Annotated in this window: 16 protein-coding genes; 9 read left to right on the forward strand and 7 right to left on the reverse strand. The window is 54.9% G+C overall.

Translation table 11 applies throughout. The features are described from left to right. Positions 1 to 3 precede the first annotated feature (3 nt). Together AC1HCZ_RS00815 and AC1HCZ_RS00820 are read left to right on the forward strand one after the other, a co-directional pair. Positions 4 to 573, forward strand: coding sequence for a creatininase family protein (locus tag AC1HCZ_RS00815; RefSeq protein ID WP_479461649.1), 570 nt, complete (start codon positions 4 to 6; stop codon positions 571 to 573). A 43-nt stretch (positions 574 to 616) separates the two neighbouring features. Further along, entirely contained in the window at positions 617 to 1603 is a 987-nt protein-coding gene (locus AC1HCZ_RS00820) for an NAD(P)/FAD-dependent oxidoreductase (protein WP_479461650.1), read from the forward strand. Here the strand turns inward: AC1HCZ_RS00820 and AC1HCZ_RS00825 are convergent. Genes AC1HCZ_RS00825 through AC1HCZ_RS00840 form a run of 4 tightly spaced genes read right to left on the reverse strand, consistent with a single transcriptional unit; the run spans position 1593 to position 4480 of the window. After that, positions 1593 to 2372 (reverse strand): DUF5591 domain-containing protein, encoded by a 780-nt coding sequence (locus tag AC1HCZ_RS00825; RefSeq protein WP_479461651.1) that lies wholly within the window; start codon positions 2370 to 2372, stop codon positions 1593 to 1595. The two genes, AC1HCZ_RS00820 and AC1HCZ_RS00825, sit on opposite strands and share 11 nt — an antisense overlap. Then, complete coding sequence (locus AC1HCZ_RS00830) at positions 2308 to 3228, reverse strand: ABC transporter permease family protein (RefSeq protein ID WP_479461652.1); 921 nt, start codon at positions 3226 to 3228, stop codon at positions 2308 to 2310. The genes AC1HCZ_RS00825 and AC1HCZ_RS00830 overlap by 65 nt, the downstream gene beginning before the upstream one ends. Then, the gene (locus AC1HCZ_RS00835) at positions 3225 to 4058 is read right to left on the reverse strand and encodes a metal ABC transporter solute-binding protein, Zn/Mn family (protein WP_479461653.1); all 834 of its coding nucleotides are present in this window, start codon (positions 4056 to 4058) and stop codon (positions 3225 to 3227) included. Before AC1HCZ_RS00835 ends, AC1HCZ_RS00830 begins: the two co-directional genes overlap by 4 nt. Beyond that, positions 4055 to 4480, reverse strand: a complete 426-nt coding sequence (locus AC1HCZ_RS00840) for an NUDIX domain-containing protein (protein ID WP_479461654.1) — start codon at positions 4478 to 4480, stop codon at positions 4055 to 4057. The genes AC1HCZ_RS00835 and AC1HCZ_RS00840 overlap by 4 nt, the downstream gene beginning before the upstream one ends. Positions 4481 to 4577: 97 nt before the next feature. Here AC1HCZ_RS00840 and AC1HCZ_RS00845 point away from each other — a divergent pair, with 97 nt between their 5' ends. Continuing rightward, positions 4578 to 5915, forward strand: coding sequence for an amidase family protein (locus AC1HCZ_RS00845; protein ID WP_479461655.1), 1338 nt, complete (start codon positions 4578 to 4580; stop codon positions 5913 to 5915). 21 nt (positions 5916 to 5936) lie between these two features. On the opposite strand, the gene AC1HCZ_RS00850 is transcribed toward AC1HCZ_RS00845, so the two are convergent. Then, positions 5937 to 6407 carry a hypothetical protein gene (locus tag AC1HCZ_RS00850; RefSeq protein WP_479461656.1) on the reverse strand — a complete coding sequence of 157 codons (471 nt, stop codon included), beginning with the start codon at positions 6405 to 6407 and terminating at the stop codon, positions 5937 to 5939. A 110-nt stretch (positions 6408 to 6517) separates the two neighbouring features. Here AC1HCZ_RS00850 and AC1HCZ_RS00855 point away from each other — a divergent pair, with 110 nt between their 5' ends. From AC1HCZ_RS00855 to crcB, 4 genes are read left to right on the forward strand one after another with little or no spacing between them, the layout of a single operon-like run. After that, entirely contained in the window at positions 6518 to 7201 is a 684-nt protein-coding gene (locus AC1HCZ_RS00855) for a DUF2208 family protein (protein ID WP_479461657.1), read from the forward strand. After that, entirely contained in the window at positions 7188 to 7817 is a 630-nt protein-coding gene (locus AC1HCZ_RS00860; RefSeq protein ID WP_479461658.1) for a 16S rRNA methyltransferase, read from the forward strand. Before AC1HCZ_RS00855 ends, AC1HCZ_RS00860 begins: the two co-directional genes overlap by 14 nt. A gap of 43 nt (positions 7818 to 7860) precedes the next feature. Next, the gene (locus AC1HCZ_RS00865) at positions 7861 to 8280 is read left to right on the forward strand and encodes a gamma-glutamylcyclotransferase family protein (protein WP_479461686.1); all 420 of its coding nucleotides are present in this window, start codon (positions 7861 to 7863) and stop codon (positions 8278 to 8280) included. Positions 8281 to 8314: 34 nt separating this feature from the next. Next, positions 8315 to 8686 carry a fluoride efflux transporter CrcB gene (gene crcB, locus AC1HCZ_RS00870; protein WP_479461659.1) on the forward strand — a complete coding sequence of 124 codons (372 nt, stop codon included), beginning with the start codon at positions 8315 to 8317 and terminating at the stop codon, positions 8684 to 8686. On the opposite strand, the gene AC1HCZ_RS00875 is transcribed toward crcB, so the two are convergent. Continuing rightward, entirely contained in the window at positions 8668 to 8934 is a 267-nt protein-coding gene (locus AC1HCZ_RS00875; protein WP_479461660.1) for a hypothetical protein, read from the reverse strand. The two genes, crcB and AC1HCZ_RS00875, sit on opposite strands and share 19 nt — an antisense overlap. A 54-nt stretch (positions 8935 to 8988) precedes the next feature. On the opposite strand from AC1HCZ_RS00875, the gene AC1HCZ_RS00880 reads away from it, so the two are divergent. Continuing rightward, positions 8989 to 9672 carry a DUF2192 domain-containing protein gene (locus AC1HCZ_RS00880; RefSeq protein WP_479461661.1) on the forward strand — a complete coding sequence of 228 codons (684 nt, stop codon included), beginning with the start codon at positions 8989 to 8991 and terminating at the stop codon, positions 9670 to 9672. Positions 9673 to 9706: 34 nt separating this feature from the next. Then, positions 9707 to 10726 (forward strand): RNA-guided pseudouridylation complex pseudouridine synthase subunit Cbf5, encoded by a 1020-nt coding sequence (locus AC1HCZ_RS00885; protein ID WP_479461687.1) that lies wholly within the window; start codon positions 9707 to 9709, stop codon positions 10724 to 10726. Here the strand turns inward: AC1HCZ_RS00885 and AC1HCZ_RS00890 are convergent. After that, positions 10706 to 11950, reverse strand: a complete 1245-nt coding sequence (locus AC1HCZ_RS00890; RefSeq protein WP_479461688.1) for an anthranilate synthase component I family protein — start codon at positions 11948 to 11950, stop codon at positions 10706 to 10708. The two genes, AC1HCZ_RS00885 and AC1HCZ_RS00890, sit on opposite strands and share 21 nt — an antisense overlap. Between the last annotated feature and the right edge of the window lie 8 nt (positions 11951 to 11958).

Raw genomic sequence — 11958 nt, forward strand, 5'->3', positions numbered from 1 at the left:
GGCTTGAGGGTAGCTTTCTTGCCCTTGGGCTCTTATGAGCAACACGGCCCCTTACCCAAGGACTTGGACGCTAGGATAGCCTCAGCAGCTGCGAGGAAGCTGGCGGAGCTGCTCGGGGGAGAGGTTCTCCCCCCTCTTTACTATTCTTGCAGCTGGGAGTGGGAAGACTCGGTGAGCTTGAGGGTTGAGACTCTAGCTTCGGTCTTGAGAGACATAAACTTCTCTTTGAAGAGGTTAGGCAAGACATTGGTTGTGGTAAACGCCCACGGCGGCAACTCTGGCTTGGTACAAGCCGTTGGGAGGCAAGAGGGATTCTACGTCGTCGACTTCTGGAAGGCGTGCGGGATAAGGGTAGGCCACTGCGACGACGTGGAGGTCGCAGTGGCCAAGGCGTTAGGAATAGACCTAGAGGTCTCCGAGTACCGGGAGGGGTGGCCCGAGGGCAAGGTGAGTCCTCCCAGGCTACCCGAGGGGTGCTGGGGCTTCGACGGCGACCTTCCCGACGTGGATAGTTGTATTAGAGAGGTGGCCGAGGAACTCCGGAACTTACTTTCCGTTAAGTCAGGACACTAATTAAAATTTCGTCCTCTCCACTCGCCAAAAGCGGTGCGAAAGCGTGCTGAGGCTCGGGGCCCCAGCCAAGAGGCCGAAAGGGGGCGAGTTCGACGTCGTAGTCATAGGCGCCGGCCCGGGCGGGCTCACAGCCGCTATGTATGCTGCTAGGTTGGGTTTGAAGACTGTAGTACTGGAGAAGGAAAACAAGCCCGGAGGCAGGACCTCCCTAGCCCCCGTGGTCGAGGACTATCCCGGCATAGACAAGATAGGCGGCGAGGAGCTGGCGCAACGATTCTTGAGTCAAGCGACCAAGTTCGGAGCTCAAGTGGTCTTCGGAGAGAAGGTAGTAGACGCAGACTTTTCTAAGGAGGAAATGAAGGTCGTGAGGACCCACAAGGGGAGGGAATACAAGGCTCCAGCAGTGATAATCGCAACCGGAGTCTCGACCAAGGGCCTGGGCGTCAAGGGGGAAAAGGAATACTTCGGTAAAGGAGTGAGCTACTGCGTAGTGTGTGACGCCCCCTTCTTCAAGGGAGAACCGATGGCCTTGGTGGGCTACGACGACCACGCAATGGAGGAGGCAGTTTACATGACCTCGCTGGCTAGTAAGGTCTACATAGTCACTCACGGGAAGAAGATAGAGGCGTCAGAATCCTACATGAGCGTGTTGAGAAACAACCCGAAGGTCGAAATATTAGAAGGCGCTAAGGTGAAGGAAATAGTTGGGGACGGTCAGAAGGTGACCGGTCTGGTCGTAGAGATGCCGGACGGAACCACTAAGGCGTTGCCGGTCAGGGCGGTCTTCATCTCTTACGGCGAGGTACCCAGCACTGAGATATTCAAGAGGGCCGGAGTGGAGGTCGACGAGAAGGGCTTCATAAAGATAGACCCGTTTACGAGGACCAACGTCCCAGGGGTCTTCGCGGTGGGGGACGCGACCGGGATAGGCTTCCAGATAGTGATTGCGGCCGGCCACGGGGCCACAGCAGCTCTGGAGGCCTCGAAGTATGTGAAGAGGATCAAGAGGAAAATGATAGTCAAACAATAGCTTCCTTTAACCTCGGGAAGAAGTAGACGTTGTAAGGCGTATAGCTGGCACTCAAGTTCGCTTGCTCTGCAGCTGTCTCGAATATTTTCTTGTGTTTTCTCGGGAGGGTGTACACTATCCTCTCAAACCGAGTAGCTATGACCTCTAGTGCTTTCCTCATCAAGTCCACGTAAATGGGGACCTCCTCGGGGGAGACTTTTTCCGGCGGGTAGTCGTAGTGGGCGCTTGGAAAGTAGACGTCAAAGAACCTCGGGACTATAACTAAGGGTTCGCTCATAACAAACCTCCAAACGTCGTTACCGTATTTGTTTATTATTGATTCTATCTTTCTGTACATGAAGCTTTCTCTGTACGGCTTCACCTTGGAGCACGGAGTTATGAGGGCTACCTCGCCGGGCCCCATCTTGTCCAATAAGTAACTGAACAAGAATTCGTGGTAGTCCTTGACGGTCGGGTGGAGGAAGAGCCAGTCGCCCTCTAAGACGACCTTGCCGGGCTCGGCATAAACCGTTTCCAAGTCGTACTCCCTCGTGAGGTAAAATCCTATGGGCGTCACTACCTTAATCCCCTTGAAGTATAAGTACTGCGGGTCCACTATTAAGGCCTTAAGGGCTATGTCTAGCTCCCTCTCGTTTATTCTTTCATCATTCATCAACGCCTCTGCAGTATTTAAGACTTCGTCCTTGTGTTTTGAGGCAACCTCCTTAGCTTTTCGCCACAGCTCCGCTCGACACCTCTTGTCGTTTATGCAAGCGACTAAGCCTTCCACGCCTTAACCCGCTGAAGGTATAGGCGCGCGCCACTATCCTCTTGGAGAGGGACAGTGATACTATTAGTAAAACCGAAGTAGCACCGACCACCCCGACCTCCGGGACCCCCCACTCGCTCGAGGCCACGCACCCGAGCCAGCCCAGCAACGCCCCCGAGGCGTAGGTGGCCTCGAAGTTCCGCTCGACCTCCCTCAACCCCGACTTCAAGCTAAACGCTGCCGGGAGGATCAACATCACTTGTGAACTCAACAAACCGACCGTGAACGAAGCGAAAGACGTACCCAAGACAATAAACAAGAATAACAACCAAGCCCAGAAGAGCGGTCTCTTAGCAGTTATCTTTAGATACTCGTAATCAAACATGACAGCCTCCAACTGTAATTTGAATGCACTGCCGATCAACATGATTATGATTGCTGTTGCCGCTAACAAGTATGAACCGACCTCGTCTACCGTCCAAAGGGACCCGGAGAGGGACATCATGGCTTGCGTAGCAGCCTCGGGGCTGGCGTAGGCCATACCGATGCTGACGAGTATTAGTAACGTCGCGATCGCCTCTGAGACCTCTTCCAAGCCCGTCCCTACGAACTTTTTTGCAAATACGAAGGCTATGGCAGAACTAACTACGACATCTATCAAAAACGTATATACGACGTCTATGGAGAAAATGAAAGAAAATATGGATAAGAAGAAGCCGAGTATGACCGAGGCCAAGAAGGGGCTCACCAAGTCCATGCAGACTATGCTACACCCGATTGTGCCAGAGAGAGAGGCTAAGGAGAACGTTGCTAAGGCGGTGGGCAAGGGAAGGGTCGCTAACAATATCGTCGTCGCGATTGCAATCTCGGTTATCATCTCTCTCCGAGCAGCGCTTCGCACGTGAGCCTTAAGTATTCGTAGAAGGTATCTGCGGGAGGGTTTAGCAAGTATACTTTCACCACGGGCTTGCCCAGCCTGCGGGCTTGGGCGATCAAGTACTTAGCTGCGGGCGTCTTTGCGCTTGCGTCGGACACCACTAGCATGTCCGACTTCCTAAGCATGTCTATTGCCTTTCTTATCTGCAGTCCGCTAACCGAAGCGGGCCCCTTCTCCATCACAACGAACTTTGTGACGACGCCGAAGTTATAAATTGTGTATTGCTCCCCTGGTAGCATCACGACGGCGCTCTTCTTCCCGACGAAACAGTCCTTCAGGACCTCCCTCGCCGCTTCTACCTCTTTTATGTACGCGTTAACGTACTTTACACAAGAGCTCTGCTCGGCAGTACACGCGAGCGAGCTCACTTGCGACATCAACAAGAACGCGTTGGGAGCGTAAAGCCACCACCCGTGGGGGTTCAAGCCCCCGTCGGGCAACCTCAAGACCGCGAAGCCCAGCTCGCTCAGCGCTGTCCCGGGCGTGCTGTCCACGAGCTCAGGAACGTTGCCGCTTCCCCTCCTTTCGGCTATTTGTCTCTCGAATGGCCAGTGAAGCGTGTTGACGAATATGTCTGCCCGCAAGGCCTCCTCTATCTGGGCGGCTGTGGGCTTCCAGAACAGCGGCGAAGCTCCCGGAGGGACCAAGTAGGTCACTTCCCCAGCTACGGGCTTCACCACTATTGCTAGTGACTTAACCGTCGCTATTACGCTCAGCGAAAAAACCGCTTGGGCGAGTAGGATGACCGTTGCCAGCGATTTTCTCATCATGAAGACTTGCCCAAGTGGAGGAGCATCTTGAGGGCGTCTTTAAGTATTTGGGCGTGGTCGAAGGCCAAGTCATTCCAAGGCACTTCCGACAGCTCGAACCACCTTGCCTCGGCCGCGTCAGTAGAGGCCTTCGGCTCCAGATCGCCCTTAGGTACTGCTAAGAAGGCGACGCTGACGAAGTGCCCTCTCGGATCCCTATTAGGGTCGGAGTAGACCGACACCAAGGTAACTAGCTCCGCGTCGAGGCCCGTCTCCTCCTTGAGCTCCCTCAGCGCCGCCTCCTCCACGCGCTCGCCACACTCTACCCTCCCTCCGGGCAAAGCCCACTTACCCTTGAAGGGCTCGACCCCCCTCTGGACGAGCAAGATCCTACCTTCGTGGAATACTACCACGTCTACCGTAAGCACGGGACAACACTCCAAGCGCGGTACCCTCGCGGGACGTTGTTCGAGCGCTTTATTGAGGGCGCGCGGCAAGGCGGTCAAAAAACGGCCCGTCGGAGACGGCGCGGGGTCGACGATGGAGAGCTTGGAGAGGCTTTACGACGAGTTGGAGCGCGACGAGCTCAACGCGTTCATAACGTTACGTCCCCGCGAGGAGGTGCTCGAGGAGGCTAAGTCGCTGCTCCAAAAGGGGTTTAATCCAAAGCCCGTCACAATCAAGGACAACATTAGTACGAAGGGAATCAGAACCACTGCTGGTTCATTAATATTGAAGGAATACATACCTCCTTTTGACGCTACGGTGATCAAGAAGCTAAAGAAGAGAGGCTACGTAATAGTGGGTAAAACAAACATGGATGAGTTCGGCATGGGCACAACGGGAGAGAACAGCGCCTTCGGCCCCACCAAGAACCCCTTAGACCCCTCGAGGGCGCCGGGGGGCTCCTCCTCGGGGGCGGGAGCGGCCGCGAGGATGTATTCTCTTCCGGGCTTGGGGAGCGACACTGGGGGCTCGATAAGGGCCCCTGCGGCTTGGTGTTCTGTCTTCGGCTTAAAGCCCACCTACGGGGCCGTCTCCCGCTACGGCCTCGTCCCCTACGCAGACTCCCTCGAGCAGATCTCTCCCATAGGCCCCACTGCGAAGAGCGTCGAAGAGCTCTTGGACACTATAGTTGGTTACGACGAAATGGATGGAACTACCGTGAAAAAGGAGCTGCGAGTTAAGGGGTGTAGCGGAGCGGGGGTAGAGAAGGTAAAGCTCTTTGTTCCGTCGAACGCTTTAGACTACGTAGACAACGACGTTAAGGCAGAGTTCAACGCAGCGTTGAAGAGGCTGAGCGCAGAGGGGGCCGAAGTAGAGGAGGGCGAGCTGCCCGAGCTCGAGGCCGCCTTGCCAGCGTACTATACAATAGCTATGGCAGAGGCCTCCAGCAACTTGTCCCGGTACGACGGCATAAGGTACGGTTTGAGAGACGAGGACCTTCCGCCCATAAGTGAAAACTTCTACGAGTTCGTCTCTACGGTGCGGGGGAAGTACTTCGGTTGGGAAGTAAAGAGGAGGATAGTTGCCGGCGCGACAATCCTTTCGGCGGGTTACAACGAGGAGCTTTACTTGAAGGCCTTGAAGGCCAGGAGGAAAATAAGCGAGCGCATATATGAAATAACTAAAGAGAGGTTAGTGGTCACTCCTACGATGCCTTTCAAGCCGCCGAGGTTGGCCTCAGCGAGGGCTCCCAAGGAACTCTTCGCGATGGACGTCTTAACAGTCTTCGCTAACCTCGCTGGCGTGCCGGCAGGGAGCGCCCCGGTAGGGGAGGGCGTGGGCCTTCAGGTCGTGGGTCCGAGGTGGGGCGAGTGCGAGGTCTTGAGAGTTATGGGCGTGTTCGAAAGGAAGGTTGAGGTATCATGGCTTTAGGCTCTCCACTTAAAGGTTCGGTCACCTCTCCCCGAGTACAGCCCCAGTCATCGCCGCGGTACACTTCACTACCTTCCTTAAAGCCCTCTTGTGGGCCCTCTCCACGTGTAAGCCCAGGCTGGTCCCGACCACGGCCCTCTTCAGCTCCCTCTTCCCCACGGCCTCCGGCAAGAACGCCAAGGATCCCAAGTCGAGTAACTCTATGAACGCCAAGGACGGTGCTGGTTCCAACTCCCCCAAAGCCATCTCTATAGCATTAAACAACGTCTCAGCCTCCCTGGGCGACCGGTCCCTCTCGGACTCCACGAGCCCCTCCACGTCGTCCTTGGCCGCTTCCAACCAGTAGGAGCCGTACTCTTGTACATACTTGACAGCGACAGCTATGGTCTGGAGCGCGTTCTTGCACGCGTGGTAGAGTGCGAGCTCGAACGGGAGTTCGTTGTAAGGTTCGAGCGGGACTCGGGTTAGGGAACGCTTTAGGCCAAGCAGCATGTTCTCGTAGCGCCTACTCCTCTTAGGCTTATCGGGATTTCGCTTATATAATAAGCTTTTTGCTCCGACCTCCTTTTAACGCTCCATGGTGTTCCGAGAGGGGGCCGGAGTTGGAAGGATACGTTTACGGGAGGAAGACGCTGTTGATCTCGTTGGTCAGCACCACAGCGTTTGCCACGGTCTTGTCATTTTTTCCTCAGTACTATATGTATCTGATACTAGTGTACTTCGCAATAATGCCTATAATAATGGTAAAGTTTATGTCTAGGCAAATAAAGGAGATGAGAGCTCCTGGTCACGGAAAGACCTTGATTGAGGAGAACGCCAAGGAGTTTTTCGATAACGACCCCCAAGGGGACGTGATACTGAAGGCCCAGATGAAGCAAAACCTGTTAGGGATGTTGCCTATATTGTTGTTAATAGTTTTAGCGTTCACCTTGTGGCCGTCCATACTACACTTGAAGGAACCTTTGCTTCGCTTTGTAGCAATATTTGTCTATTTTGAGAGCTACACGTTGTTAAATTATTTCCTGAATAAGTATAACTTAAAAACTATGAAAATGGTACCGAGACCGGTGTATCAGTACAAGGTGACGGAAAAGGGGATTCAGATCAAGCCCTTCGGCAGCATAACGTTTCCCCTCAAAGGGTACTCCGTGAAGCTGGTAAAGGAGAGCAATGCCGTGGACTTGGTGTCTAGGGAAGACGGAAAGCCCAGCTACCGGCTCTACTCCAAAGACCCCGAGAGGCTCTACGAGCTTTTGCGGAGGCTAGGCGGCGTTGAAGAAACTTAAAGTAATATTGTTGGAGTCGTCGCTCGAGCTAGCGCCGCCCTCGTGGCCCTACGGGCCCCTGATAGACAAGAGGTACCACTACCACAAGCTTTCCTCTTTCACGAGGAAGTGGAAGAGGGGCAGGCCGGACATAGTCCACACCACATTACTGGTCTTGTTAGACTCCCTCTTGAACGCGAAGGGCGGGCTGGAAGTGTATGTACACGTCCTCGACGGCAAAGTCTACTACGTAAGGCCAGAGGAGAGGCTCCCAAAGCACTACGATGCCTTCAAGCAGATAATGGCCCAGCTGCTCCAACTCGGCAAAGTCCCGCCCGAAGGCGAATCGCTCATGTGGTTGGCCTACGAGAGTCTCTCGGACTTCGTGAAGGAACATGGAAAAATAATCTTGTTATGGGAGAAGGGGGAGCCAAAGAAGTTTAGGGAAGTAGCCTCCGAAGCCTTGGATACGGGAGCCCCCGTGGGGATAGGCGCTTTCCCTAGGGGGGACTTCGAGAGGAGCACCTTGAGGAAGTCCCTCAAGAGGTACTCCGTGTTCGGGGGGAAGCCCCTCAAAGCTTGGACGATAGCTTATAAGCTAGTGTGCGCGGCCGAAGACCTCTTGGGGCTGGAATAATACCTCACGTTTCCCTCTAGTAACCGGGGTCCGAGCTTTGGGCGTGACCTACCTGTTCGTCTACGGCACGCTCATGCGCGGCTGCCCGCTCCACGACGCCCTCAAGGACGCGGGGGCGACATTCGCCTCGCTCGCAGTTACGGCCGACAGACACGCGCTCTACGAGGTTAGGTCCGGCAACGAGCGCTATCCCGCAATGCTCTTGGGCGGCGGGGAACACTACGTTGCTGGGGAGCTGTACTTGATCTCGGAAGAAGGTTTGGACAGGCTGGATGTACTCGAGGGTGTGGTGGAGGGGGAATACAAGAGGGAAAAGATAGAAGTGAAGAGAGAGGACACCGGCCAAGTGGTCGAAGCATACGCCTACGTGATCGACCCAGAGTTCCTCGAGAAGCTTATTTTGGAGGGGAGGGCGAGGCTGGTCACGTCGCTAGAGGGCGACTTAGTGCGGTGGAGCTGCTAAAACCCTTGTGCCCGTCCCGCCCTCGGGTCAAGGGATGAAGGCGCTTGTCTGGGTGGCGGTCGGAGGAGCTCTGGGCGCGACGGTTAGGTACTATCTCTACAAGCTGGTTCCTCAAGTGTACGACTTCCCGTTGGCAACGTTTTTGGTTAACTTGATGGCGAGCTTCTTGTTAGGCTTTATCATAGGGATCTTCGAGGCCAAGTCTTGGGGACACCAGCTGAAGCTCGCCCTAGCCACCGGCTTCTGCGGAGCGCTGAGCACGTTCTCCACATTCGTCGCTGACAATTACGTCTTGCTAAGGGAGTCCAAGCTCGTTGTGGCCGCGCTTTACACTGCAGCTAGTCTGAGCTTGGGTGTAATTTCCGTGGCTTTAGGTGAAAACTTCGCTCAGCGTTTGTTTAGGTAGTATAACGTCTTGTTCTTCAATGGTAAGCTGATCCACTTAGGGCCTTCCACCCAGAGCTTTTCGCCGTCGTACTTCACCAACAACCTCCTCTTTCCTTCCGAGTTCTCCAGTGTACAGTAGGTTATTATTTTATTCACCTTTACCACAGTTTTATCTATCCTCAAGTAGCCTATCCTCCTCCTCAGCTCCCTTCCGGCCTTCTCGAGCGCCTCTAGGTACTCCTCTACTTCCCTTCTAGTGAAGGGCAAGGGCTTCCCGGCGGAGTAAAGACCTCGGCCTCACAAAAGCTCTGGGGCTCGATCTTGGTTCACCGGAAGCGCGTAGAGGTCGTGACAGACCTAATAGCTGAGGCGTTGGAGGAGGGCTGGGACAGAGAGAGACTCAAAAAGGAGATGTATAAGAGGTACGAGGAGCACGGCATATCCCCGCTGAGGGGCATCGCCCTCCCGCCGGATATATTGGATAAGGAGCTGGCAACGGTGTATGTGATATCTAAGTATGGTCTAGGCTTGGAAGAAGAAATGAAGGAGTTACTTGAATTCGAGAGGAAGCTCGAGAGGGCGGCGGAAGCGATACTGGAGAAAGGCAAGGAGGCGAGGGAACAAGTGACCTCGGAGCTGGGCCCGGTGGACAGCAACCTACTCTCTAGGATATTTAGGATAATCTTTACTTCGGTAGTTCTCGGGTTCAAGGAGGAAGACGAGCTCATAAGGCTCTTACATAAAGCCCTAGAAGCCTTTCCTGATATGGAGACTGTAATAAGGAAGTACGCCAGATTTTACGTGGCGTTCAGGGTAGCGGAAGCCATAGCTAAGGGAGAGGTTAAGAGTAGGATGGAAAAGGAAGCGCTGAAGCAGTCTCTAGCCTTGAGGATCGGGCTGCCCAAAATCATTCCGGACGACAACTACATCTACAAGATAGCGAAAGAAGTTTTCAAAATTCCCGACGAGATACTCTACAAGGTCCTCAAAGTTAAGGAGGGGTGATAGCGTGAAGGAGGCGCTCGAGTGGTACGAGGAGATGCACCGGAAGTGCGACTTCCGAGGGAAGTGGATTATTAGGGAGGAGGCCGAGACGGACCCCAAGTACGGCAAGGAGCCGTGGAAGAGGGACGTGAAGGAGCTAGTGGAGCTCGGGGTAGTTAATTTGGACAAGCCCCCGGGCCCTACGTCTCACGAGGTGGTTGCTTGGATAAAGAGGATGTTTGGCTTAGAGAAGGCCGGCCACGGCGGAACGCTCGACCCTAAGGTGACCGGCGTCTTGCCCGTTGCCCTATCTGAGGCCACCAAGGTAATTAATTATGTTATGTCAGCTGGTAAGGAGTACGTAATGGTTGTGCAGTTCCACGAGGCAGTAAAGGAGGAAGACGTCATAGAGAACTTGAAGTATTTAGTGGGAGAAATATACCAGAGGCCCCCTCTGAGGAGCAGCGTCAAGAGACAGTTGAGGACAAAAAAGGTATACTACATCCACGTCTTAGAGTTCTGGCCCGAGAGGAGGATGGCGCTAGTGAGGGTCGGCTCGGAGAGCGGAACTTACATGAGGAAGCTCGCGCACGACTTGGGTTTGCTCCTGGGGACAGGGGCGCACATGAGGGAGTTGAGGAGGACTCGGAGCGGTCCCTTCCACGAGGATTGGAACTTAGTTCGCATGCAAGACCTCAGCGAAGCTAAGTTCGTGTACGATAACTACGGTAACGACGACCTCTTGAAGAAATATATAATGCCTTGTGAAGCGGCCACTTGTCACATGCCAAAGATCATGATCAAGGATGGAGCTGTGGACGCGGTAGCCCACGGGGCCAACGTGTCCATAAGGGGCGTTGCTGCGTTGACCGACGATATGAAGAGAGGTGACGATGTTGCGGTGGTGAGCTTAAAGGGGGAGCTGGTAGCAGTAGCACGAGCGTTGGTCTCCTCACGAGAGGCATTAGAGATGGAAAAGGGATGGGTGGCCAAGACCAAAAGGGTTATCATGAAGCCCGGCACGTACCCTGACGTCTGGAGGAAGAGGAAGGCTTCAGGACAAGAAGGGGGCTAGGGCCCTCTTGAGCGCTGCCAGCTTGTGTTCGGTCTCTTCCCACTCCCTCGTTGGCACCGAGTAATACACTATTCCGGCCCCCGCTTGGGCCCTCAGCAGTCCGGACCTAGCGAAGAAGCTCCTAATAGTTATTGCGAATTCCGCTCCCTCACCGCTGACGAAGCCCACCGCCCCGGCGTAGGGGCCTCTCCTGAGCTTTTCCAAGTTCCCTATTATCTCCATGGCAGCTGGCTTGGGAGCCCCGCTGACGGTGCCTGCCGGGAAGGTCGCCGCTAAGACGTCCTCGGGGCCGAAGAGGGGGTCTAGCTCACTCTCTACCTTGCTTACCAAATGTTGTACGTGACTGTACTTCTCTACGTACATCATGTTGGTCACTCTAACTGTCCCGGGCCGAGATACTTTGCCCAAGTCGTTCCTAGCCAGGTCAACTAACATCAAGTGTTCGGCCCTTTCCTTAGGGTCGGACTTCAGTTCCTCCTCCAGCTTCAAGTCTTCCCACTCGTCCTTCCCTCTGGGGCGCGTGCCGGCTATGGGGAAAGTCTCCACCCTCCCGCGTTCCACTCTGAACAAGAGTTCGGGCGAGCTCCCGAGGACCTCACCGCTCTTTAGCCTCAAGTGAAACATGTAGGGCGAGGGGTTAACCTTCCTCAGCTCGAAGTAAAGCCTCCTCAAGTCGCCCTCGTATCGATAAGTGTAGGACTTGGAGAGGACCACTTGTATGGCCTCTCCCTCCTCTTCCAACTCCTTAACCTCCTCGACCCATTTCACGAACTCATCCTTGGGGACGTCGAGTCTTTCGTCAAGTACCTTGAGTTCGGAGGGCTCGCCCGCTCCTAGCTCCCCCTTGCTGACCCCGCAGAGGGAGGCGTGGCCCAACACGTGGTCGTAAACAACGAACTTCTTGGGTACTACGAACTCTCCCCAAGGCCACCCCATGTCGTTGGCGCCCTTGTGTTCGACTCTCTCCCAAGCCTCCACCGCTTCGTAACTGATGTAGCCTATCGGTCCCCCCTTGTACAAGGTCCCCGTGTCGGCCTCCCCACCTCTCAGCTCCCTCAGTACCTCTCTGACGTCCTCTCCCTCCTTGATCACGGCCTCTACTTCGGGCTCCCACGCGACCAAGCTCAAGCGGGCTTTGGTCTCGCCGCCGACGGCGCTCTCTAATATGAGTGAGGGGCCCTGAACGGACGAGAAGAGCTCCGCTGGCCTGGGCAGCGAAGAGATCGGCGCCT

The sequence above is a fragment of the Ignicoccus sp. genome, assembly GCF_056435145.1.

What these genes read in the sequence shown, in the direction of transcription:
- AC1HCZ_RS00850 (WP_479461656.1), bottom strand. Translation starts at nt 6,407, where the DNA reads ATGCTGCTTGGCCTAAAGCGTTCCCTAACCCGAGTCCCGCTCGAACCT.
- AC1HCZ_RS00835 (WP_479461653.1), bottom strand. Translation starts at nt 4,058, where the DNA reads ATGATGAGAAAATCGCTGGCAACGGTCATCCTACTCGCCCAAGCGGTT.
- AC1HCZ_RS00830 (WP_479461652.1), bottom strand. Translation starts at nt 3,228, where the DNA reads ATGATAACCGAGATTGCAATCGCGACGACGATATTGTTAGCGACCCTT.
- AC1HCZ_RS00885 (WP_479461687.1), top strand. Translation starts at nt 9,707, where the DNA reads ATGCACCGGAAGTGCGACTTCCGAGGGAAGTGGATTATTAGGGAGGAG.
- AC1HCZ_RS00845 (WP_479461655.1), top strand. Translation starts at nt 4,578, where the DNA reads ATGGAGAGCTTGGAGAGGCTTTACGACGAGTTGGAGCGCGACGAGCTC.
- crcB (WP_479461659.1), top strand. Translation starts at nt 8,315, where the DNA reads ATGAAGGCGCTTGTCTGGGTGGCGGTCGGAGGAGCTCTGGGCGCGACG.